This window comes from Herbaspirillum sp. DW155 (assembly GCF_037076565.1).
GTDB lineage: Bacteria > Pseudomonadota > Gammaproteobacteria > Burkholderiales > Burkholderiaceae_D > Herbaspirillum.
Genome location: NZ_AP029028.1, coordinates 1,359,204 through 1,379,160, shown reverse-complemented (window position 1 = coordinate 1,379,160; position 19,957 = coordinate 1,359,204). Strand labels below are relative to the sequence as shown.

16 protein-coding genes are annotated in these 19,957 nt (G+C 64.9%); 5 read left to right on the top strand and 11 right to left on the bottom strand.

Features of this window, described 5'->3' with window-relative positions; genetic code table 11:
• Positions 1-11: 11 nt before the first annotated feature.
• Positions 12-1,226, bottom strand: coding sequence for an MFS transporter (locus tag AACH55_RS06220; RefSeq protein ID WP_338718555.1), 1,215 nt, complete (start codon positions 1,224-1,226; stop codon positions 12-14).
• 163 nt (positions 1,227-1,389) lie between these two features.
• Here AACH55_RS06220 and AACH55_RS06215 point away from each other — a divergent pair, with 163 nt between their 5' ends.
• Positions 1,390-2,310 (top strand): LysR family transcriptional regulator, encoded by a 921-nt coding sequence (locus tag AACH55_RS06215; protein WP_338718554.1) that lies wholly within the window; start codon positions 1,390-1,392, stop codon positions 2,308-2,310.
• Positions 2,311-2,317: 7 nt separating this feature from the next.
• On the opposite strand, the gene AACH55_RS06210 is transcribed toward AACH55_RS06215, so the two are convergent.
• Genes AACH55_RS06210 through AACH55_RS06195 form a run of 4 tightly spaced genes read right to left on the bottom strand, consistent with a single transcriptional unit; the run spans position 2,318 to position 8,792 of the window.
• On the bottom strand, positions 2,318-2,941 hold the full coding sequence (locus AACH55_RS06210; RefSeq protein ID WP_338718553.1) for a TetR family transcriptional regulator: 624 nt from the start codon (positions 2,939-2,941) through the stop codon (positions 2,318-2,320).
• Positions 2,938-4,440, bottom strand: a complete 1,503-nt coding sequence (gene adeC / locus AACH55_RS06205) for an AdeC/AdeK/OprM family multidrug efflux complex outer membrane factor (RefSeq protein ID WP_338718552.1) — start codon at positions 4,438-4,440, stop codon at positions 2,938-2,940. The genes AACH55_RS06210 and adeC overlap by 4 nt, the downstream gene beginning before the upstream one ends.
• Before the next feature lies 1 nt (position 4,441).
• Positions 4,442-7,591, bottom strand: coding sequence for an efflux RND transporter permease subunit (locus AACH55_RS06200; protein WP_338718551.1), 3,150 nt, complete (start codon positions 7,589-7,591; stop codon positions 4,442-4,444).
• A 16-nt stretch (positions 7,592-7,607) separates the two neighbouring features.
• Complete coding sequence (locus AACH55_RS06195) at positions 7,608-8,792, bottom strand: efflux RND transporter periplasmic adaptor subunit (protein ID WP_338718550.1); 1,185 nt, start codon at positions 8,790-8,792, stop codon at positions 7,608-7,610.
• Positions 8,793-8,934: 142 nt separating this feature from the next.
• Between AACH55_RS06195 and AACH55_RS06190 the strand changes: the two genes are divergently transcribed.
• Positions 8,935-9,540: a TetR/AcrR family transcriptional regulator gene (locus tag AACH55_RS06190; RefSeq protein ID WP_338718549.1), complete on the top strand. Its 606-nt coding sequence runs from the start codon at positions 8,935-8,937 to the stop codon at positions 9,538-9,540.
• Positions 9,541-9,558: 18 nt separating this feature from the next.
• On the opposite strand, the gene AACH55_RS06185 is transcribed toward AACH55_RS06190, so the two are convergent.
• The 4 genes from AACH55_RS06185 to AACH55_RS06170 all read right to left on the bottom strand — a co-directional run bounded on the left by AACH55_RS06185 (position 9,559) and on the right by AACH55_RS06170 (position 13,721).
• Positions 9,559-10,680 (bottom strand): porin, encoded by a 1,122-nt coding sequence (locus AACH55_RS06185; RefSeq protein WP_338718548.1) that lies wholly within the window; start codon positions 10,678-10,680, stop codon positions 9,559-9,561.
• Positions 10,681-10,816: 136 nt separating this feature from the next.
• Positions 10,817-11,500 carry a 4-carboxy-4-hydroxy-2-oxoadipate aldolase/oxaloacetate decarboxylase gene (gene ligK, locus AACH55_RS06180; RefSeq protein WP_338720202.1) on the bottom strand — a complete coding sequence of 228 codons (684 nt, stop codon included), beginning with the start codon at positions 11,498-11,500 and terminating at the stop codon, positions 10,817-10,819.
• 11 nt (positions 11,501-11,511) lie between these two features.
• Positions 11,512-12,555 carry an amidohydrolase family protein gene (locus tag AACH55_RS06175; RefSeq protein ID WP_338718547.1) on the bottom strand — a complete coding sequence of 348 codons (1,044 nt, stop codon included), beginning with the start codon at positions 12,553-12,555 and terminating at the stop codon, positions 11,512-11,514.
• Positions 12,556-12,560: 5 nt separating this feature from the next.
• The gene (locus tag AACH55_RS06170; RefSeq protein WP_338718546.1) at positions 12,561-13,721 is read right to left on the bottom strand and encodes a 4-oxalomesaconate tautomerase; all 1,161 of its coding nucleotides are present in this window, start codon (positions 13,719-13,721) and stop codon (positions 12,561-12,563) included.
• A gap of 131 nt (positions 13,722-13,852) precedes the next feature.
• Here AACH55_RS06170 and AACH55_RS06165 point away from each other — a divergent pair, with 131 nt between their 5' ends.
• The 3 genes from AACH55_RS06165 (at position 13,853) to AACH55_RS06155 (ending at position 17,963) form a co-directional block, all read left to right on the top strand.
• Entirely contained in the window at positions 13,853-15,058 is a 1,206-nt protein-coding gene (locus AACH55_RS06165; protein ID WP_338718545.1) for a LysR family transcriptional regulator, read from the top strand.
• A gap of 212 nt (positions 15,059-15,270) precedes the next feature.
• A complete protein-coding gene (locus AACH55_RS06160) occupies positions 15,271-16,602 on the top strand; it encodes an aromatic acid/H+ symport family MFS transporter (protein ID WP_338718544.1) in 1,332 nt (443 codons plus the stop codon).
• A 53-nt stretch (positions 16,603-16,655) separates the two neighbouring features.
• Entirely contained in the window at positions 16,656-17,963 is a 1,308-nt protein-coding gene (locus tag AACH55_RS06155; RefSeq protein WP_338718543.1) for a gallate dioxygenase, read from the top strand.
• 95 nt (positions 17,964-18,058) lie between these two features.
• Here AACH55_RS06155 and AACH55_RS06150 read toward each other — a convergent pair whose 3' ends face one another.
• Positions 18,059-18,835, bottom strand: coding sequence for a class II aldolase/adducin family protein (locus AACH55_RS06150; RefSeq protein WP_338718542.1), 777 nt, complete (start codon positions 18,833-18,835; stop codon positions 18,059-18,061).
• A gap of 39 nt (positions 18,836-18,874) precedes the next feature.
• Entirely contained in the window at positions 18,875-19,945 is a 1,071-nt protein-coding gene (locus tag AACH55_RS06145) for a 2-dehydropantoate 2-reductase (RefSeq protein ID WP_338718541.1), read from the bottom strand.
• Between the last annotated feature and the right edge of the window lie 12 nt (positions 19,946-19,957).

Genomic DNA, 19,957 nt, shown 5'->3' with positions numbered 1-19,957 from the left:
TTTTGGTTGAATCAGACGGGCTGCATCCGGCCGGTGGTCTTGCTGGTGTGGATGAACAGGCTCACCAGCACCGAGAACAAGGCCGCCCCGATCAGGAAGGCAAAGGCGTAATCGTAATTGGCGAAGGCGCTGACCAGGAAACCGATCACCAGCGGCGAAATGAAACCGGCCAGTTGTCCGCCCAGGTTGACCATGCCCACGCCGCTGCCCACCAGTTGCGCCTGCAGCAGCTTGGTCGGCAGCGCGATGCAGGTGGCCAGCACGAAGGACTTGAAGAAGTAGGCCAGGCATTGCCAGGCGATCACCCCCTCGACGGTGTGGGCAGTGTACATGCAGTAGACGAAGACGGCGGTCAGCAGCGAGGAGACGATCAGCAGCAGCTTTTCGCGGCCATCGAAGAAGCGCACCATGATCCAGCCGCCGATGGCGGTGGACAGGCCGGCCATGATGTAGGGCAGCGGCAGCAACAGGCCGACGGCTTTCAAGTTCAGGCCGCGCACGGTCATCAGATAGGTCGGCATCCAGGAGTCCAGGCCCTTGTTGATGATGGAGAGACCAAACCACACCGCCACGATCTTCCACATCAGCGGCATCTTCAGCAGCGCCGCGAACGCCTCCTTGTTGATGGCCTTGGGACCGTCCTTGCCCGGCATCACCGGCCGCACGCAGAACCAGTACACCAGCGCGAACACCAGTCCGGCAATGCCGATGGTATGGAACACCGCACGCCAGCCGAAGTGCACGATCAGCGGCGCAATCAGCAGGGGAGCCAGCATGCTGCCGATGTAGTTGGAGGACATCAGCAAAGACGACATCTTGGGGCGGTCGGCGCGGCTGAAGTTTTCCGCCACGCCCTTGACGCTGGCGGCCGGAAACGCGCCCTCGCCCAGCCCGAAGATGAAGCGGATCACCACCAGGCTGGTGATCGACCAGGCCATGCCGGTCACGCCCGTGAAGACCGACCACAGCAGGATGGAAATGACGATCACCGGCCGCGAGCCGTAGCGGTCGGCCAGCCAGCCGCCCGGCAGTTGCAGCAGCGAATAGCCGAGGAAGAAGCTGGACAGCAGGATGCCCAGGTCCGAGGGTTTCAGGTGGAATTCGCTGGCGATCTGGGTTGCCGCAAAGGTGATGGCGGCACGGTCGATGTAGGACACGCACCAGCCCAGATAAAGCAGGACCAGGACCAGGTATTGGTAGCGGCTCCCGCCCTTCGCGTTCGTCATTGCAGCCTTTGCAGCATCCATGAAGCATCCCTCGCGGCGCGACGGCGGGCACCTTGCCGCCGGTTCGTGAAGCCATCCTAAGCCGCGCAGTGGTTTGCCACAAGTACAAGTTTTCGAATTAGTGATTGCCGAATCGGCAAACCATTCCTAGAATACCTGCATCATGTCCATCATCCATACCCGCGTCCTGCAAGAGACGGCCGTGCGTTACTTCCTCGAAGTCGTGCGGCGCGGTTCCATTACCGAAGCGGCCAATACGCTCAACGTGGCGTCCTCGGCCATCAGCCGCCAGATCGCCCGGCTCGAGGCCGAGCTTGACACGCCCTTGTTCGAGCGCGTCTCGCGCGGCATGCGGCCCAATGCCGCCGGCGAGCTGCTGGCTGCGCATGCGCTGCGCCAGCAACTGGAAGCCGAACGCATCGGCAATGAACTGGCGGCCCTGAAGGGCTTGCGCCGTGGCGAGGTGAAACTGGCCACCACCGAGGGCTTCGCGCTGGAATTCGTACCGGCTGCCATCGAACAGTTCTGCCGCCAGCACAAGGGCATCCGCTTCCAGCTTTCCGTAGGCAATGCCGTGCATGTGGCGCAGCAGATCCGCGAAGGTGCGGTAGACCTGGGCCTGACCTTCACGATGGCGCCCGATCCTGACATCAAGGTTGAATTCGCCCAGCGCGCGCCCATCATGGCGGTGATGCGGCCGGACCATGCGCTGGCCCATCGCAGGCAGGTCAGTCTGTCGGAACTGGCGCCCTTTCCGCTGGCCATGCCGCAGAAGAACATCACCATGCGGCGCTTGATCGACGCCTGCTGCAGCCGCCGCAACGTGCTGCTGGAGCCGACCCTGGCGGCCGACTCCATCAGCGCCTTGCTGTGCTTCGTGATGGCCGGCGACGGCATCGGCTTCTCGGCCGCCCTGCCGATCCGCAAGCTGGTGCGCGAAGGACAGCTGGCGGCGCTGCCCATCCGCGACAAGGACATGAATACCCTGCAGCTGGAAATCCAGTCCCTGGCCGGCCGCACCTTGCCCAACGCCGCGCGCGCCTTCCTCAATACCCTGATTGCGCGCGCCGGCGCACGTCAGTAGGGGTTGTTCAGACTTCTTCCGGTTCAGCTTCGCGCGCGCTGGCGCCTTGCAGCACCAGCAGCGGCGTCAGGTGGAAGGAGTTTTCCAGACGCGCCTGCGGATCTTCCATGTGTTCGGCAATCACCCCCATGCAGGCCGCCACCAGGCAGCGCGCCACGTCGATGGGCGTGAGGCCGCGCCGCAGCTCGCCGCGCTCGTAGGCGATGTTGAGCGCGGCGGTGAGATGCTTCAGGGCGCGCAGGCTGAGCGACCCGATGCGCTCGCCCAGTTCCTCGGGCAGCTCGGGCGTGCCGCGATAACGCAGCACCACTTCCATGCGGCGGCGCTGCTGCACGTTGCGCAGGAAATCGAGCATCTTCAGCCACAGCACCTCGCGCAACAGCAGCAGCGGCTGCTCGCTCTGGCGGTACACCGCCAGTTCGGGACCGATGTCGAAGGGCCAGACCAGATCATCGAAGACCGCATTGACCAGCGCCACCTTGTCCGGAAAGTGCCAGTACACCGCACCGCGCGTGAAGGCGGCGCTGGCCGCCACGTGCTCCAGCGTGGTGGCCCGCACGCCGCGCCTGGCAAAGGCGGCCAGCGCGGCGTCGAGCAGCACGGCGCGGGTCTTGTCGGCGCGCGCGCTCATGGTTCGGCAGTGGCCATGTCATCGGCCACGGGAGTACCGGTGCGCTCGACCCAGCCGCCACCCAGCGTCTTGTAGAAGGTCACCAGATTGGTCCAGCGCGACAGGCGCGTACCGATCAGGGTCTTTTGCGCCGAGTAGAGCGTGCGCTGCGAATCGAGCACCGTCAGGTAACTGTCCACGCCACTGTTGAAGCGCGCCTGCGAGAGCCGGTATGAAGCGTCGCTGGCTTCCACCAGGTCTTCCTGCGCCTTCAACTGGCGGCCCAGGGTATTGCGCTGGGCCAGCGCATCCGAGACTTCCTGGAAGGCGGTCTGGATGGCCTTCTCGTACTGGGCCACATTGATGTCGCGACTGATGGTGGCGATATCCAGATTGGCCTGGTTGGCCCCGCCATCAAAGATCGGCAGCGAGATCTGCGGTACGAAGCTCCACGAACCCGAACCGCCCTTGAACAATCCCGCCAGCCGCGAGCTGGCCGTCCCGGCATCGGCAGTCAGGCTGATGCTGGGATAGAAGGCCGCGCGTGCTGCGCCGATGTTGGCATTGGCCGCGCGCAGGTTGCGTTCGGCCTCGACGATATCGGGACGACGCTGCAGCAGTTCCGAGGGCAGGCCCGGCGGAATGGTCGCCAGCGGACTGGCCGCGGCCAGCGCGGTATCGGGCAGTCCATGGGGCAGCAGCTCGTCGGGCAGATCCTTGCCCACCAGCAGCACCAGGGCATTGCGGTCCTGGTCGACCTGGGCGGTATAGCTCTCCACATCCACGCGCGCGCTTTCCACGCTGGTCTGCGCCTGACGCAGGGTCAGCGCCGACGACGAACCGAGTTCAAAGCTGCGTCTGGTGAGTTCATAGCTGCTGCTCTGGCTGGCCAGGGTATCCCTGGCCAGGCGCAGGCGGTCCTGGTCCGAGGCCAGCGTCAGCCACGCCGTGGCCACTTCGGCGATCAGGCTGATCTGGCTGCTGCGACGGGCCTCGGCGGTGGAGAGGAAGGATTGCAGGGCCTGCTCCTTGAGACTGCGGACCTTGCCGAACATATCCAGTTCATAGGCGCTGAAGCCCAGCGTGGCCGTGTAGCTGCGCGAAGTCAGCGCACGGCCGGTGGTGGACAGATCGGCTGGCGTACGGCTGGCGGACTCGCTGGTGGAGGCATTGACGGTCGGGAACAGCGCCGCACGCTGCACCCCATACTGGGCGCGCGCCTTCTCGATATTGAGCACGGCCACGCGCAGGTCACGGTTGTTGGCCAGACTCAGAGCGATCACTTTTTGCAATACCGGATCGGTGAAGACATCACGCCAGCCGATATCTGCCACCGCCTGGGCGGGCGTGCCGGCCGGCGGCGCTGCGCTGTGGTCGCCCGCGAAGTGCGCCGCCACCGGCGCTTCCGGACGATGGTAATCCGGCATCAGGGTGCAGCCACCCAGCAGCATGGCCAGCAGCAGCGGCGTCATCAGCGCCCGCGGGCGAAGCGCGGCGCGCTTGGTCAGGGAAGGATTCATGTCAGTGCTCCGGGGTAATCGCGGGTTGGCCTTGCGGCGCGGAATGGGGCTTGCGGGCGAACAGCTTCATGATGATCACGAAGAACAGCGGCACGAAGAAGATCGCCAGGATCGTGCCCGAGAACATGCCGCCGATCACCGCCGTACCCAGCGCGTGCTGCGCACCGGCGCCGGCACCACTGCCCAGCACCATCGGCAGCACCCCGAGGATGAAGGCCATCGAGGTCATCAGGATCGGACGCAGACGCATGCGCACCGCTTCCATGGTGGCTTCCACCAGGCTGTTGCCGTGCTCGTAGAGCTCCTTGGCGAATTCCACGATCAGGATGGCGTTCTTGCTGGCCAGGCCGATGGTGGTCAACAGGCCCACCTGGAAGTACACGTCATTCATCTTCCAGGTCAGGATCGCGCCCAGCAGTGCACCGAACACGCCCAGCGGCACCACCATGATCACCGAGAACGGAACCGCCCAGCTTTCATAGAGCGCGGCCAGCGCCAGGAACACGATCAGGATCGAGATCGAATACAGCAGACCGGTCTGGCCGCTGGAGGCCTTTTCCTGCATCGACAGGCCGGTCCATTCATAGCCGATGCCAGGCGGCATCTTGGCCATGGCGGCTTCGACGATGGCCATGGCCTCGCCGCTGGAGGCAGCGCCCGGCAGGGCCATCCCGAGGATTTCCATCGAGGGCACGCCGTTGTAGCGCTCCAGGCGCGGCGAACCGGAGGCCCACACAGCCGAGGAGAAGGCGCTGAACGGAACCATGGTGCCGGCCGTATTGCGCACGTACCAGCGCTCGAGGTCGGAAGGCAGCATGCGATATTGCGCATCGCCCTGCAGCATCACCTTCTTGACCCGGCCCTTGTCGATGAAGTCGTTGACGTAGCTGCTGCCCCAGGCGGTGGCGATGGTGTCATTGATGTCGGACATGGACACGCCCAGCGCACCGGCCTTTTCGGTATCGACCAGCAGGCGGAACTCCGGCGTATCTTCCAGACCGTTGGGACGCACCGCCACCAGACGCTTGTCCTGCGACAGGATGCCCAGCAACTGGTTGCGCGCCTGCATCAGGGCAGCGTGGCCGAGGTTGGCTTCATCCTTGATCATCAGGTCGAAGCCGGTCGCATTGCCCAGTTCGGACACGGCCGGCGGGGCAAAGGCAAACACCCGGGCATCGCGGATCTTGGCGAAGGCCGCACTGGCGCGGTTGGCCACGTCGGTCACCGTCATCCCCGCACCCTTGCGCTCATCCCAGGGCTTGAGCTTGATGAAGGCAAAGCCCATGTTCTGGCCGCTACCGGCGAAGCTGTAGCCCGAGACCGAGAAGATCCCCGAGACCGTATCCTTCTCGTCCACCAGGAAGTGGTGTTCGACCTGCTCGATCACCTGGTCGGTACGTACCTTGGTGGCGCCCGAGGGCAGCTGGATGATGCCAAACAGCGTGCCCTGGTCTTCGTCCGGCAGGAAGCCCACCGGCAGCTTCATGAAGCCCACCACCACCAGCGCCAGCAGCACCGCATAGGCGGCCATGTAGCGCCAGCCGCGGCCCAGCATGTGGCGCACGATGCCCTGGTAGCGCAGGTTGCTGCGATCGAACTGGCGGTTGAACCAGCCGAAGAAACCGGTGGTGGCCAGCGCGTGGCCCTTGGCGGCCGGCTTGAGCAGGGTCGCGCACAGGGCCGGGGTCAGGATCATCGCCACCAGCACCGAGAGGGTCATGGCCGAGACGATGGTGATGGAGAACTGGCGATAGATCACGCCGGTAGAACCACTGAAGAAAGCCATCGGCACGAACACCGCCGCCAGCACCAGGGCCACGCCGACCAGCGCGCCGCTGATCTGCCCCATGGACTTGCGGGTGGCTTCCTTGGGCGGCAAGCCCTCTTCGGACATCACCCGCTCGACGTTTTCCACCACCACGATGGCATCGTCCACCAGCAGGCCGATGGCCAGCACCATCGCAAACATGGTCAGCGTGTTGATGGTGAAGCCGAACACCGCCAGCACGCCGAAGGTTCCCAGCAGCACCACCGGCACGGCGATGGTCGGGATCAGAGTGGCACGGAAATTCTGCAGGAACAGGTACATCACCAGGAACACCAGCACCACCGCTTCGACCAAGGTACGTACCACTTCTTCGATGGAGATGCGCACGAAGGGCGTGGTGTCATACGGCTTCTGCACCTTCATGCCGGCCGGGAAGAGTTTCTCCAGCTGGGCCATGCGGGCATCGATGGCCTTGACGGTATCGAGCGCATTGGCACCGGTGGCCAGCTTGATGGCCAGACCTGCTGCGGGCTTGCCGTTGTAGCGGCCCACCGAGTTGTAGCTCTCGCTGCCCAGTTCGATGCGGGCGACGTCGCGCAGCTTGACGCGGGCACCGCCCTGCAGGGTGCGCAGCACGATGTTCTGGAACTGCTCGGCCGTGCGCAGGCGCGTCTGCGCCGTGATGGTGGCGTTGATCTGCTGGTTCTCGGCCGCCGGCAAGCCACCCAGCTGGCCCGAAGACACCTGGACGTTCTGCGCCTGGATGGCGTTCTTCACGTCCAGCGGGGTCAGGGAGTAGCTGTTGAGTTTGTCGGGATCGAGCCAGATCCGCATCGCATACTGCGAACCAAAGAGCGTGGTGTCACCCACGCCGGGGACGCGGCTGATGGCATCCTGAACGTTGGCGGCCACGTAGTCCGACAGGTCGGAGCCGTTCATGCTGCCATCTTCCGAAGTAAAGGCCAGCACGTTGAGGAAGTTGGTGGCCGACTTGGTGACCGTGATGCCCTGCTGCTGCACTTCGCTGGGCAGCAGGGGCGTGGCCAGCGAGAGCTTGTTCTGCACCTGCACCTGGGCGGTGTCAGGATTGGTCCCGTTCTCGAAGGTCAGCGTGATGGTCACCGAACCGGAAGATTCGCTGGTGGAGGCCATGTAGCTGAGGCGATCCAGACCCTTCATCTTCTGTTCGATGATCTGGGTCACGGTGTCTTCCAGGGTCTTGGCCGAGGCTCCCGGATAGTTGGCGGTGATGGCGATGGCCGGTGGCGCGATGGCCGGGTATTGCGCGATCGGCAGGGTCAGCACCGAGATGGCGCCGGCCAGCATGACGATGATGGCAATCACCCAGGCGAAGATGGGGCGGTCAATGAAGAAGCGAGCCATGATCTGTTCCCGCCTTTCAGTTGGTGCCGGCGCCGTTGCCGGCAGCTGCGCTGGTGGCGGCCGTCTTGGGCGTCCACGGCACCACCTTCACCCTGGCACCGGGCCGGGCGGACTGCTGGCCGTCGACCACCAGCTGGTCGCCTTCCTTGAGGCCACTGCTGACCAGCCACTTGTCACCGATGGCGCGATCGGTCACCAGGGCGCGCTGCTCCACCACACCCTGCGCATTGACCACGAAGGCCACCGGCTTGCCGGCGCCGTCACGGCTGACCGCCTGCTGCGGCACCAGCAGACCCTGCTGGCGCACGCCTTCTTCCAGGACGGCACGCACATACATGCCGGGCAGCAGGTCAGTCTTGGGATTGGGGAAGACGGCCCGCAGCGTGATGGCGCCGGTGTCCTGATTGACCGTGACATCGGAGAACTGCAGCGTGCCTTCCTGCGCATAGGTGCGGCCGTTTTCCAGAATCAGCCTGACCTTGGCGCCATTGCCCGCCTTCTGCAACTCGCCATTGGCCAGCGCTTCCTTCAGAGAGAGCCAGGTGCTGCTGGACTGGGTGACGTCGACGTAGATCGGATCGAGCTGCTGGATGGTGGTCATCGCGGTGGTCTGGTTGGCCGTCACCAGGGCACCCGGCGTCACGCTGGACTTGCTGATGCGGCCGGAGATGGGCGCGTCCACCTTGGCGTAATCGAGGTTGATGCGGCTGGTCTGCAGATTGGCGCGCGCCGTACCGACATCGGCCTCAGCCTCGCCCAGCGAGGCCACCGCATCGTCGTAATCCTGCTGGCTGACCGCCTTGATGGCCACCAGCTCCTTGTAGCGGCTGGCCTTCAGGCGCGCCGTCTTCACACTCGCCTCGGCCTTGGCCAGGGCCGCCACGCTGCTGTCATAGGCGGCCTGATAGCTGGCCGGGTTGATCTGGTACAGCACCTGGCCGACCTTGACATCACTACCCTCGCGGAAATTGCGCGACTTGATGATGCCACTGACCTGCGGACGCACCTCGGCGATCTGGAACGGCGAGGTGCGGCCCGGCAGTTCGGTGTGCAGTTCCACCGGCTGCTGATGCACCGTGATCACTCCCAGCAAGGGCGTGCCGGCGGCCGGTGGCGGACCGCCCGGCGGCTTGCCGCAGGCGCTGAGAACACTGAGGATGGCCAGTGCAGCGACGGGCCGTAGAAGGGGTGTGGTGCGCATGAAGGACTCTCCGGAAAGGAAGAAGATTTATAACAATACCGAACTGTACGGTATTATTCATTGACATTCGTTTCCCGGTCAAGCAATACTGAACACATCTGTACGAAAATGACACGTGCAAAAAAACCACGGAGACTTGCAAATGAGAGTAAAGACCCCGGCCCGGCGCGAGGCGATCCTGGCCGCAGCGGCGGAGGTATTCAAGGAAATGGGCTTCGAAGGTGCGTCCATGGCCGAGATATCGGCCCGCATCGGTGGCTCCAAGGCCACGCTGTACAGCTATTTCAAATCGAAGGAGGAGCTGTTCGTGGAGGTCACCCACGGCGAAGCGAAGAAGCAGATGGAGCCCGCACTGGCCGCGCTGGACCAGGAGGTGGACGATCTGGAACTGACCCTGCGGGTGTTTGGTGAAAAGGCCGCCGCCTTCCTGTGCCAGGAGAGCACGCTGCAGACGCACCGCATGATCGTGGCCGAATCCGGACGCAGTGACATCGGCCGCCGCTTCCATGAGCAAGGGCCGAAGATGGGGCTGGAGCGCGTCGCCGCCTTCCTGCAAAAACAGATGGCGGCAGGACGCCTGCGGCCAGCCGACCCCATGCTGGCGACGCTGCAACTATGCGCCCTGCTGGACTGCGAGACGGTCAAGCCGATGATGCTGGGACTGGAGAAATCCATCTCCCGCCCGCGCCTCAAGCGCATGGTAGCCCGCGCAGTGGAGACCTTCCTGGCGGCCTACGCAGTGCGCTGAGGCGGCTTGCCGCCGTGCTCAGAAGGTGTGGCGGATGCCCAGTTGGACACCGGTCTCGCTGGCCCCGGCATCCGGGCTCAGGGCCTGGCTGGCGGTGAAGCTGGCACCGGTCATGCGATAGGCGGCGGTGTTCTGGTTGATCAGCCGTGAGGCCACCGCATACAGCCGTGTGCGCCTGGACAAGTCATAGTTCACGATCAGGCTGAACTGGCGCGCATTGTTGTTGTAGCGCGAGCTGTCCTTGACGTAGCCGCCACCGGCACCCACGGTGGTCTGCGCATTGATGCGGTAGTCCGCCGAGAGGCTGTAGGTGTTGTGATAATTGCCCGGCGTATTGCCCACCACAGCACCGCTCGGATCGTATTTGCCGGCCGGGTTGGTAAAGACGTTGCCGGTGGTGGCCGAGATCACTTCATTGGTACGGAAGAAGGCCAGGTAGACCTTGCCGCTGCCATAGTCATAATTCCCGCCCAGCATGAACTGCTTCACGCTGTTGGTGTTGGTGGTGTTGTTGGCGTTGAGGTAGGCACTACCCACATAGAGCGGCCCCTGCTGGGTCTGCATGCCGATCTGGTAGACCGCATTGCCGGCCGTGCTGCCGGCGCGCTCGCCGACGGAGTAATGCAATTCCAGCGTGGTATTGGAAAACCTGGGCGAGATGTAGCTGATGTCGTTGTCCACCCGTGCCAGCCAGTTGGCGAAGTTGTTGTAGGCCGAGCCATACGTGGCCGCGCCAAAGGCATCCATGTTGCCCGAGTAGAGGAACATGACGCTGTTCTGCCGCCCCACCCTCACCTCACCGAAGCCACCGCCCAGGCCCACCCAGGACTGACGGTCAAACAGGCGATAGCTGTTCTGCAGCGCGCCGGTGCTGGGGTCGAAGCCGCTCTCCAGGTTGAAGGTGGCGCGATAGCCTCCGCCCAGATCTTCCACGCCCTTGAAGCCGAGCCGGCTGGTCATCTGGCCATTGTTGCCCATGGCCCAGAGCGAGGTGTCCTTGCCGCTGACGGTGCTCTTCTGGTAGGCGGTATAGACGTCGAGCACGCCATAAATGGTGACCGAGCCCTGCGCGAAAGCAGCAGGGGCGGCGGCCAGCAGCACGGCGGCCGGCAGTGAACGGATAGTGTGACGCAACTGCATGGGCAATCTCCTCCTCTTGATAAATCGGTCTGGCTGAACCAGTGTTGTTCTCAGTGGCGCGCGATGACGGCAACAAGGCGGGTGCGCCTCTTATGGATGGACGCTCTGTTCTTCCCCCTCACTGCTCCCACCGGGTTCAGTCGATGTATTTCAGTCCGGCTGCTTCCAGCGGACCGCGCATCTTGTACATGTCCAGCCCCAGCACGCCGGCAGCCAGTTGCGCGCGCTTCTCGCCTTCGAGGTCTTCGCGCTGTTGCGCCACCCCGGCCACGCGTAACGCATCGGCTGCGGGCACGGCGACCACGCCGTCATCGTCGGCCACGATCACGTCGCCCGGATGGACCAGCGCACCGGCACAGACCACCGGTACGTTGACCGAGCCCAGCGTGGCCTTGATGGTGCCCTTGGCACTGATGGCGCGGCTCCATACCGGGAAGCCCATTTCCTTCAAGACCTTCACGTCGCGCACGCCGGCATCGATGATGAGTCCCCGCGCGCCGCGTGCCATGAAGCTGGTGGCCAGCAGATCACCAAAATAGCCATCGGTGCATTCGGCCGTGATGGCCGCCACCACGATGTCGCCGGGCTGGATCTGCTCGGCCGCCACGTGCATCATCCAGTTGTCGCCGGGGTGCAGCAGCACGGTCACGGCCGTGCCCGACACTGCGGCGCCGGGATAGATGGGACGCAGATAGGGTTTCAGCAGGCCGGTACGACCCTGCGCCTCATGCACGGTGGCCACGCCCAGTTTGCCCAGATGCGCCACGGCAGCGGCGTCGGCGCGCTCGATATGGCGCTTGACCACGCCAAGCTGGTTGATCAGGGGAGTGCTCATGCTGTCAGTCCTTTCGCGTTCAGGGCGGCATCCAGTCGCGGATAGACGCGGCGGGCATTGCCTTCGTAAATCTGGTGGCGCTCTGCGGGGCTCAGTGCGGCGGCCTCGATGTAGCGTTTGGTGTCGTCGTAGTAATGGCCGGTCTCGGGGTCGATGCCGCGCACCGCCCCGATCATCTCGGAGGCGAACAGCACGTTGTCCACGGGAATGACGCGGGTGAGCAGGTCGATGCCCGGCTGGTGATAGACGCAGGTATCGAAGAAGATGTTGTTGAGCAGGTGATCCTCGAGCAGCGGCTTCTTCATCTCCTGGGCCAGGCCACGGAAGCGACCCCAGTGGTAGGGCACGGCACCGCCGCCGTGCGGGATCAGGAACTTCAGCGTGGGGAAGTCCTTGAACAGGTCCGAGGTCAGGCACTGCATGAAGGCGGTGGTATCGGCGTTCAGGTAGTGCGAACCGGTCGTGTGGAAGCAGGCATTGCAGCTGGTGCTCACGTGGATCATGGCCGGCACTTCCAGCTCCACCATCTTTTCGTAGAGCGGATACCAGGACCGGTCGGACAGCGGCGGCGAAGTCCAATGGCCGCCCGAGGGATCCGGATTGAGGTTGATGCCGACGAAACCATATTCCTTGACGCACTTTTCCATCTCGGCAATCGAGGTGCGGATGTCTGCGCCCGGCGACTGCGGCAGCATGGCCGCACCGATGAAGTGATCGGGGAACAGCTGCGCTACGCGATGGCACAGTTCGTTGCAGATGGCCGCCCAGGTCTGGCTGGTGTTGAGATCACCGATGTGATGCGCCATGAAGGAGGCGCGCGGCGAGAAGATGGTGAGATCGGCACCGCGCTCCTTCATCAGGCGCAACTGGTTGCTCTCGATGGACTCGCGCAGTTCGTCGTCGCTGATCTTCAGCTCGGCCACCCTGGGGCCCAGTTCGGGGGTATTCAGGTTGGCGATCTGCCGGTTGCGCCAGTCTTCCAGCGCCTTGGGCGCCGTGGTGTAGTGACCATGACAGTCGATGATGAGAGAGTCTCGCATGGGATTTACGGATGAGGGTTCAAGAGTTCGGCAGGGATCAGGACTTCCCCGCGCAGGATGGGACGCGCCGTGCGCAGCAGCGCCGCGCGCCGGATCTGTTGCGCATCGCGCGGGTCCAGCTCCAGCGCGACGCTGAATTCCCCGGTGGGATGCTCCACCGAGACGGTGCGCAGCAAGCCGCTGCCAGCCACCGCCAGCCCTTGCGCCACCGAGCCTTCCAGCACGCAGGCGGTAGCCACCGTGACGGCGGCCAGCACACCGATGGCTTCGTGGCAGACGTGCGGGATGAAGCAGCGGGTCGAGACCGTGCCGCCTGCCGTGGGGGCCGACAGCAGGCACATCTTGGGATAGTTCTTGCCGGCCACGTCGCCCAGGCCCATCAACGGTCCGCAGGCCAGGCGCAGGGCTTCCAGCCTTTCCTTCAAGACGGTATCGGCATTGAGGTCGGCCACACTTTCATCACCGGCCAAGCCAAAGTCTGCCGCCCGCACCAGCACCATGGGCATGCCATTGTCGATGAGGGTGGCGGCGATCTCGCGCTGCCCGCCATCGGCCGTGGCATGGCGCACCCGGTCCAGCACGCGGCCCGTGGGCAACATCGCCGGGCACACTGAACCGGCTGTATCGAGGAAGTTGATGCGCACCGGTGCGGCCGTGCCCGGCACGCCATCAATGCGGGTATCGCCCCGGTAGCGCAGGCGGCCGCCCGGGGTCTCTACCGTTACCTCGCATTGCATGCCGGTGTTGAGCGTGAGAATGCGCGCCGTGGTGGTCTCAGGGCCGGTTGCGATGAGACCGCGTTCAATGGCAAAGGGCAGCACGGCGGCCAGCATGTTGCCGCAATTGGGCGTGGTATCGACGCGATCCGATTCGGGCTGCAACTGCGCGAACAGGAACTCCAGGTCCACCCCGGCCACCTGGCTGCGGCGGACGATGCCGGCCTTGCTGGTCAGCGGATGGGCGCCGCCCAGGCCATCGATCTGGCGCCGGTCGGGCGAGCCGAGCGCGGCCAGCAGCACGCGGTCGCGCGCGGCCGTCTCCTGCGGCAGGTCATCGGCCAGGAAGAACGGGCCGCGCGAGGTACCGCCGCGCATCAGAGTGCAGGGGATGGCCAGCAGGTCGGCACCATCAGGATCGGCAGGAGAATGGAGGTCGAGGTCGGACACCGGTCTTTACCTTTGAAAACAATGGCGCCGAGTATGCGTGAGCCCCCTGCCCGCTTGGTTGCGTTGTGGGCCTTCCTCTGTTCTAATTTTCTAATCGCCCTCAGAATCCGGAATCCCTCCGCCGACCCGCCATGTCTCTGCTCAACCTGCGCCATCTCCACGTCTTCAACGTCGTCGCCACCACCGGCGGGGTGCGCCGCTCTTCCGACACGCTGCTGCGCGCCTCCTCGGCCGTGGCCCGCTCGGTGGCCGCGTTGGAGCAGAGCCTGCAGACGCAGCTGTTCGAGCGCAAGGGTCGCGGCATGCTGCTCACCACGGCCGGGGAAGCGGTCAGGCTGCGGGTCGAGCGCATCGAGGCGGAACTGCGCGAAGTGCGCGACGACGCGCTGCGCCTGCGCGAGCGCAGCGGCAAGCCGGTCGCCAGTCTGGATGCGCTGTTCAACGAACGCCGCCTGCAGGCCGCTGCACTGCTGGCCGAAACGCATCACATGCCCAGCGTGGCGCGGCTGATGGAGGTCTCGCCCTCGGCAGTGAGCCAGGCACTGTCGCTGCTGGAGGGCATCCTCGGCCAGGCGCTGTTCTTCCGCACCGCGCACGGCATGCTGCCCACCGATGCCGGACGGCGCTGGACCGAACGCTTCGGCCGCGCCCTCGCCGAACTGCGCCATATTCCTGAAGACCTTGCCGCGCTCGATGGCGTGGTGCAAGGGACGGTGACGGTCGGCGCGCTGCCGCTGGCGCGCTCGCAGCTGCTGCCCACGGCCATGACGCGGGTGCTGGCGCGCCATCCGCGTCTGCAGATCCGCTCGCTGGAAAGCCCCTATGAAGAGCTGGCGGCGGGCCTCATGAGCGGGCGCATCGACTTCATCGTCGGCGCCCTGCGCGCCTTTTCCGGCGACACCTTCGACATGCGCGCGCTGGTGGAGGACGGTGCCGCCCTGATCGCGCGCGCCGGCCATCCGCTGGCAGGCCGCCGGAGGCTGGCCCTGCGCGACCTCGACGGCTACCCCTGGGTACTCTCGCGGGCGGGCACGCCGCTGCGCGATTCCATCGATCAGTTCTTCCGCGAGAGCGGCTGGCCGGCGCCGCGTCCGGCCGTGGAAACGGGCGACCTGGCGCTGCTGCGCGGCCTGCTGGTGGGCAGCGACATGCTCACCGTGATCTCGGCCCATCAGTTGCAGCATGAGATTGCCACCGGCCAGCTCACCACCCTGCCGTTCGTCCTGCGCGGCACGGAGCGCCGCATCGGCCTCATGCAGCGCAAGGGCGCCCACCTCTCGCCGGGCGCGCGCGCCCTGCAGGAAGAGATCGAGGCGGCTGCGGCGCACTGGCACTGAGCGGCGGCCAGCCCTTCTCCCGGCCCTCCGTAAATCCACTCCAATTAGCAAATGGCAACACTCAGGTAGCCGAAAGCAATACTCGCCCGCCCGCCCCGCCCTACACTTTGTGCCAAGTCAAGGCGCGCTGGCCGCGCCATGACCAGCCAACCTCAAGCCGCGTGCAGACAAGCCGGCAGATTCCGACAAATCGATACCATCACGGAGACTTAATGAATACAGCACAATCGCTGGACGTGCGTTCGTACATCAACGGGCGCAAGATGTCCGGCTATCAATGGTTACTGCTGATCCTGTGCTTCCTCATCGTGGCCACCGACGGCATGGACGTGGCCATCATGGGCTTCCTCGCCCCCGCCATCACCAGGGAATGGGGCATTTCGCGCGCCGCCTTCGGCGTGGTCATGAGCGCCGCGCCCATCGGCCTGGCCATCGGCGCGCTGCTGGTCGGTCCGCTGTCGGACCGCTACGGCCGCAAGAAACTGCTGATGACGGCAGTGGCCTGGTTCGGCCTGTGCAGCCTGGCCTGTGCCGCCGCGCAGGACGTGGTGATGCTCTCGGGCCTGCGCTTCCTGACCGGTCTGGGGCTGGGTGCGGCCATGCCCAATGCCACCACGCTGCTCTCGGAGTATGTACCCGAGCGTTCGCGCAGCACCTTGCTGGCCATCATGTTCACCGGCTTCAACCTGGGTTCGGCGCTGGTGGGCTTTCTCGCAGCGGCCCTGCTGCCGGATTACGGCTGGCGTACGGTCCTGATGGTGGGCGGCGCCATTCCGCTGGTCTGCCTGCCCTTCTACCTGTGGCTGGTGCCGGAGTCGGCGCGCTTCATGGTGGTGCGCAACTATCCCGTGCAACGCATTGCCCGCACCCTGGCGCGCGTGTGTGGCGGCAGCTTCGCCGAGGGCCAGCGCTTTGGCGTCAGCGAACCGCCGGTCAAGGGCAGCCAGCCGGCCAGGGTGCTGCTCTCGGACAGCTATCGCAAGACCACGCTGTCGCTGTGGGGCACTTACTTCATGGGCCTGCTGGTGATCTACCTGCTCTCGGGCTGGCTGCCCACGCTCATCAAGGATGCCGGCCTGCCCATCGAGAAGGCGGCCAGCATCACTGCCCTGTTCCAGCTCGGCGGCACGGTCGGCGCGCTGGTGGTGGGCTTCCTGATGGACCGCTGGTCGCCCAGCCGCGCCATCGCCGCCGCCTACGTCGCGGGGGCCGTCTTCATCCTGCTGCTGGCCTCCGGCAGCGTGCAGTCGGGCATGTTCGCGGCCTACGTGCTGCTGGCGGGTTTCTGCATGAGCGGTGCGCAGACCGGGCTGAACGCCTTTGCCCCCTCCTGCTACCCGACCGTGGTGCGCGCCACAGGCGTATCGTGGATGCTGGGCGTGGGCCGCTTCGGCAGCATCCTCGGCTCCTTCGCTGGCGGCCTGCTGCTGTCGATGGGCTGGGGCTTTGGTGCTGTCATCGCCATTCTCGCGGTCCCGGCTACGCTGGCGGCGCTGATCATCGTCTTCATCCAGATGGGGCAGCGTCCGGCCGCTGCGGTCTGATCAAGCCGCTGCATCAATCACATCGGATTCATCTGTTACAGGAATAAATCGTCATGGCCAACATCGTCGGCGCCATCGCCACTTCGCATACACCCACCATCGGCTTCGCGCTGGATGCCAACAAGCAGCACGATGCCGTCTGGGCACCCATCTTCAAGGCTTACGAACCGGTGCAGCAATGGCTGCAACAGAAGCAGCCGGACGTGCTGCTGGTGGTCTACAACGACCACGTGACCTCCTTCTTCTTCGACCATTACTCCGCCTTTGCGCTGGGCGTGGGCAGCGAGTACCAGGTTGCCGACGAGGGCGGCGGCGCCCGCAAGCTGCCCGCCGTGGGCGGACATGCGGCGCTGGCGCGCCATATCGGCAGCTCGCTCATGGCTGACGAATTCGACATGGCCTTCTTCCAGAACAAGCCGCTGGACCACGGCTGCTTCTCGCCCTTGTCGATGCTGTGGGAACACCAGCATGGCTGGCCCGGCCAGATCATCCCGCTGCAGGTGGGCGTGCTGCAGTTCCCGATCCCCACGGCGCGGCGCTGCTACAAGCTGGGCCAGGGCCTGCGCCGCGCCATCGAAAGCTATCCCGAAGACCTCGATGTGGTCATCGTCGCCACCGGTGGCCTGTCGCATCAGGTGCATGGCGAACGCGCCGGCTTCAACAATACGCCGTGGGACCACCAGTTCCTGAACCTGCTGCAGGATGATCCGGAAGCCCTGACCCGCCTGACCCATGCCGAACTGGCGACGCTGGGCGGGCTGGAAAGCGCCGAGGTCGTCATGTGGCTCATCATGCGCGGCGCCATGCCGGCCGGCGTGAACTGCCTGCACCGCGAGTATTACCTGCCTTCCATGACCGGCATCGCGGTGGCGCTCTATGAACCGGCCGTGGCGGCCGATGCGACCTTGCAGGCGGCCGAGGCGGCGCGTCATCGCGAGCACGTGGCGCAGCAGCTCAAGGGCATCGAGCAGCTGGAAGGCACATATCCTTTCACGCTGGAAACCGCCAATACGCGCTACCGCATCAACCGCTACCTGTACCAGCTGATCCAGCCGGCGTTCCGCGAGCGCTTCCTGGCCGATCCGCAGGCGACCTATGAAGAAGCCGGCCTCTCCGCGGAGGAACGCGAGATGATCAGCCGGCGCGACTGGCAGGGCATGATCCGTTATGGCGTGATCTTCTTCCTGCTGGAAAAACTGGGAGCGGTGGTGGGCGTATCGAACCTGCACATCTACGCGGCCATGCGCGGCCAGTCACTGGAAGAATTCCAGAAGACGCGCAATGCGCCGGGCGCGCTGTATTCGGTGGCCGGCGCGGCGGCGGACAAGGCAGCGGAGTGGGGCAAGACGAGGGCAAACTGAGTCCGGGCGTCCCTGTCTGAAGAAAAAATCGCGCCGTCCTGCGGGACTGGCGCGATGTACTTATCTGTTTGAGTGATCGATGCAGGCTTCGGCAATCAGCTCGCCTGATAACTCGCCTTCAACATCTTGCGCACAATCGCCTCAAAAAAAATCACCGCAAACCCGTCATTACGAATGAGCTGCTGCGTCAGATCCGCGCACTTCTGCCGCACTTCATCCGGCAGGAGCTGATCCTCGCCCGCCATCGACCGTCCCGCCACCTGGATCTCGGCGGCCCGCTGCACCGTCCACAGCAAGAAGAAGGCGCGCTGGATATCACTCTCGCACACCGCCACCCCGTGATTGCGCAAGACCAGAATGTGCTTGTCACCGAGGCTCTGCAGCATGCGCTCCTTCTCCTCCGCAAACAGGGTGATCCCCTCGAACTCGTGATAGCCGATGCGCCCGAACAATTGCGCACCATAGAAATCGTTGTGCTCGAAACCGCTCTTCTTCATGGTCACCGCCGAGATCGGCGTGGTGTGCGTGTGGATCACGCAGCGCAGATCGTCGCGCGCGCCGTGGATGGCGCTGTGCAGCGCAAAACCGGCCGGGTTGGCCTTGTAATCCGAGGGCTCGGCCAGTTGCCCGTCCAGGCCCACCTTGAGCAGGTTGGCCGGGGTGACTTCGTTGTAGTTCAGCGCAAACGGATTAACCAGGTAATGATGCTCCGGCCCCGGCACGCGCACCGAGATGTGATTGAAGATCATCTCGGTCCAGCCCAGGTAATCGACCAGGCGATAACAATGGGCCAGCTGGATGCGCAGCGCCCATTCTTGGTCGCTGCAGTGGGATGGCTTCTCTGCGCCATAGCTGAATTGCATGATGTTCATGGATGGGGCTCCTGATCGTGTAGGGTGAGTGGATCGCGCTCAGGCGGCCTGTGCCGCCGGCTGCGGTGCTTGTGGGTGCGACTCTCTCTGTTGTTCTCTCTGTTGCCGTGCCGCCTCGCCACGAAAGCGGGCCAGCGAGACCACGGCGCGCGTGATCGGCATCGGAATGGCATAGTGATCGGCCATCTCCAGCACCGCATCGCCGATGGCCGCCAGCTCCAGCGGCCGGCCACGTTCCAGGTCTTGCAGCATGGAGGTGCGGAAAGCCCCCATGGCCTCGCCCAGCTGCACGAACGTCAGCGGATCGATATCCACCCGCGCACCATGGCTGGAGGCCACCAGCAAGGTTTCGCGCATGATCTGGGTGACCACCTCGCGTAGTTCGGGCAAGCCGTACAGCTGCTGCAGCGTGCCCTGCGTGATGACCGACAAGGGATTGGTGCTGATGTTGGCGATGATCTTGGTCCACAGCTTGTCGCGGATGCGGTCGGTGGCGCGGGCTTCGATGCCGGCTGCTTCCACCGCTGCACGCACGCGCAAAAGGCGCTCGCTCATCTCGCCCGAAGGCTCGCCCAATACCATCAGGTGCGGATTGACCGAGCGGATCACGCCAGGGCTCTCCACCTCGGCCGTGATGAACAGCACGCTGCCGATCAGCTGCGCCAGCGGCACGGCGCGCGTCAGGGTGCCATCGGGATCGACGGCCTTGACGGTCTGGCCATCGAAGCGCCCGCCCTCGCGATGGAAATACCACCAGGGCACGCCATTGCTGGTCGGGATCACCACCGTGTCCTCCCCGACCATGGGGGCGACCTGGGGCAACAAGGCTGACATGTCCTGACTTTTTGCACACAGAAAAATCACGTCCTGGATACCGAACTCGGGCGACTGGCTGGCAACCGGACGCGCATGAGTGGTGCCGTGCAGATCATGCAGAGTAAGGCCGCGTTCGCGGATGGCCTGCAGGGTCTGGCCGCGCGCCAGGACGCTGACCTGATGGCCGGCCGCCGTCAGGCGCACCGCCAGGGTGCCGCCGATGGCACCGGCTCCGGCGATGCAGATGCGCAGCGGCGCAACGGCTGAGGTGGTGCTAGATGCTGGCTGACTCATGGCAATCACTCA

Bases quoted from the DNA above. Each gene is read 5' to 3' on its own strand.
- AACH55_RS06220 (WP_338718555.1), bottom strand. From the start codon at position 1,226: ATGACGAACGCGAAGGGCGGGAGCCGCTACCAATACCTGGTCCTGGTC.
- AACH55_RS06215 (WP_338718554.1), top strand. From the start codon at position 1,390: ATGTCCATCATCCATACCCGCGTCCTGCAAGAGACGGCCGTGCGTTAC.
- AACH55_RS06210 (WP_338718553.1), bottom strand. From the start codon at position 2,941: ATGAGCGCGCGCGCCGACAAGACCCGCGCCGTGCTGCTCGACGCCGCG.
- adeC (WP_338718552.1), bottom strand. From the start codon at position 4,440: ATGAATCCTTCCCTGACCAAGCGCGCCGCGCTTCGCCCGCGGGCGCTG.
- AACH55_RS06200 (WP_338718551.1), bottom strand. From the start codon at position 7,591: ATGGCTCGCTTCTTCATTGACCGCCCCATCTTCGCCTGGGTGATTGCC.
- AACH55_RS06195 (WP_338718550.1), bottom strand. From the start codon at position 8,792: ATGCGCACCACACCCCTTCTACGGCCCGTCGCTGCACTGGCCATCCTC.
- AACH55_RS06190 (WP_338718549.1), top strand. From the start codon at position 8,935: ATGAGAGTAAAGACCCCGGCCCGGCGCGAGGCGATCCTGGCCGCAGCG.
- AACH55_RS06185 (WP_338718548.1), bottom strand. From the start codon at position 10,680: ATGCAGTTGCGTCACACTATCCGTTCACTGCCGGCCGCCGTGCTGCTG.
- AACH55_RS06175 (WP_338718547.1), bottom strand. From the start codon at position 12,555: ATGCGAGACTCTCTCATCATCGACTGTCATGGTCACTACACCACGGCG.
- AACH55_RS06165 (WP_338718545.1), top strand. From the start codon at position 13,853: ATGTCTCTGCTCAACCTGCGCCATCTCCACGTCTTCAACGTCGTCGCC.
- AACH55_RS06160 (WP_338718544.1), top strand. From the start codon at position 15,271: ATGAATACAGCACAATCGCTGGACGTGCGTTCGTACATCAACGGGCGC.
- AACH55_RS06155 (WP_338718543.1), top strand. From the start codon at position 16,656: ATGGCCAACATCGTCGGCGCCATCGCCACTTCGCATACACCCACCATC.
- AACH55_RS06150 (WP_338718542.1), bottom strand. From the start codon at position 18,835: ATGAACATCATGCAATTCAGCTATGGCGCAGAGAAGCCATCCCACTGC.
- AACH55_RS06145 (WP_338718541.1), bottom strand. From the start codon at position 19,945: ATGAGTCAGCCAGCATCTAGCACCACCTCAGCCGTTGCGCCGCTGCGC.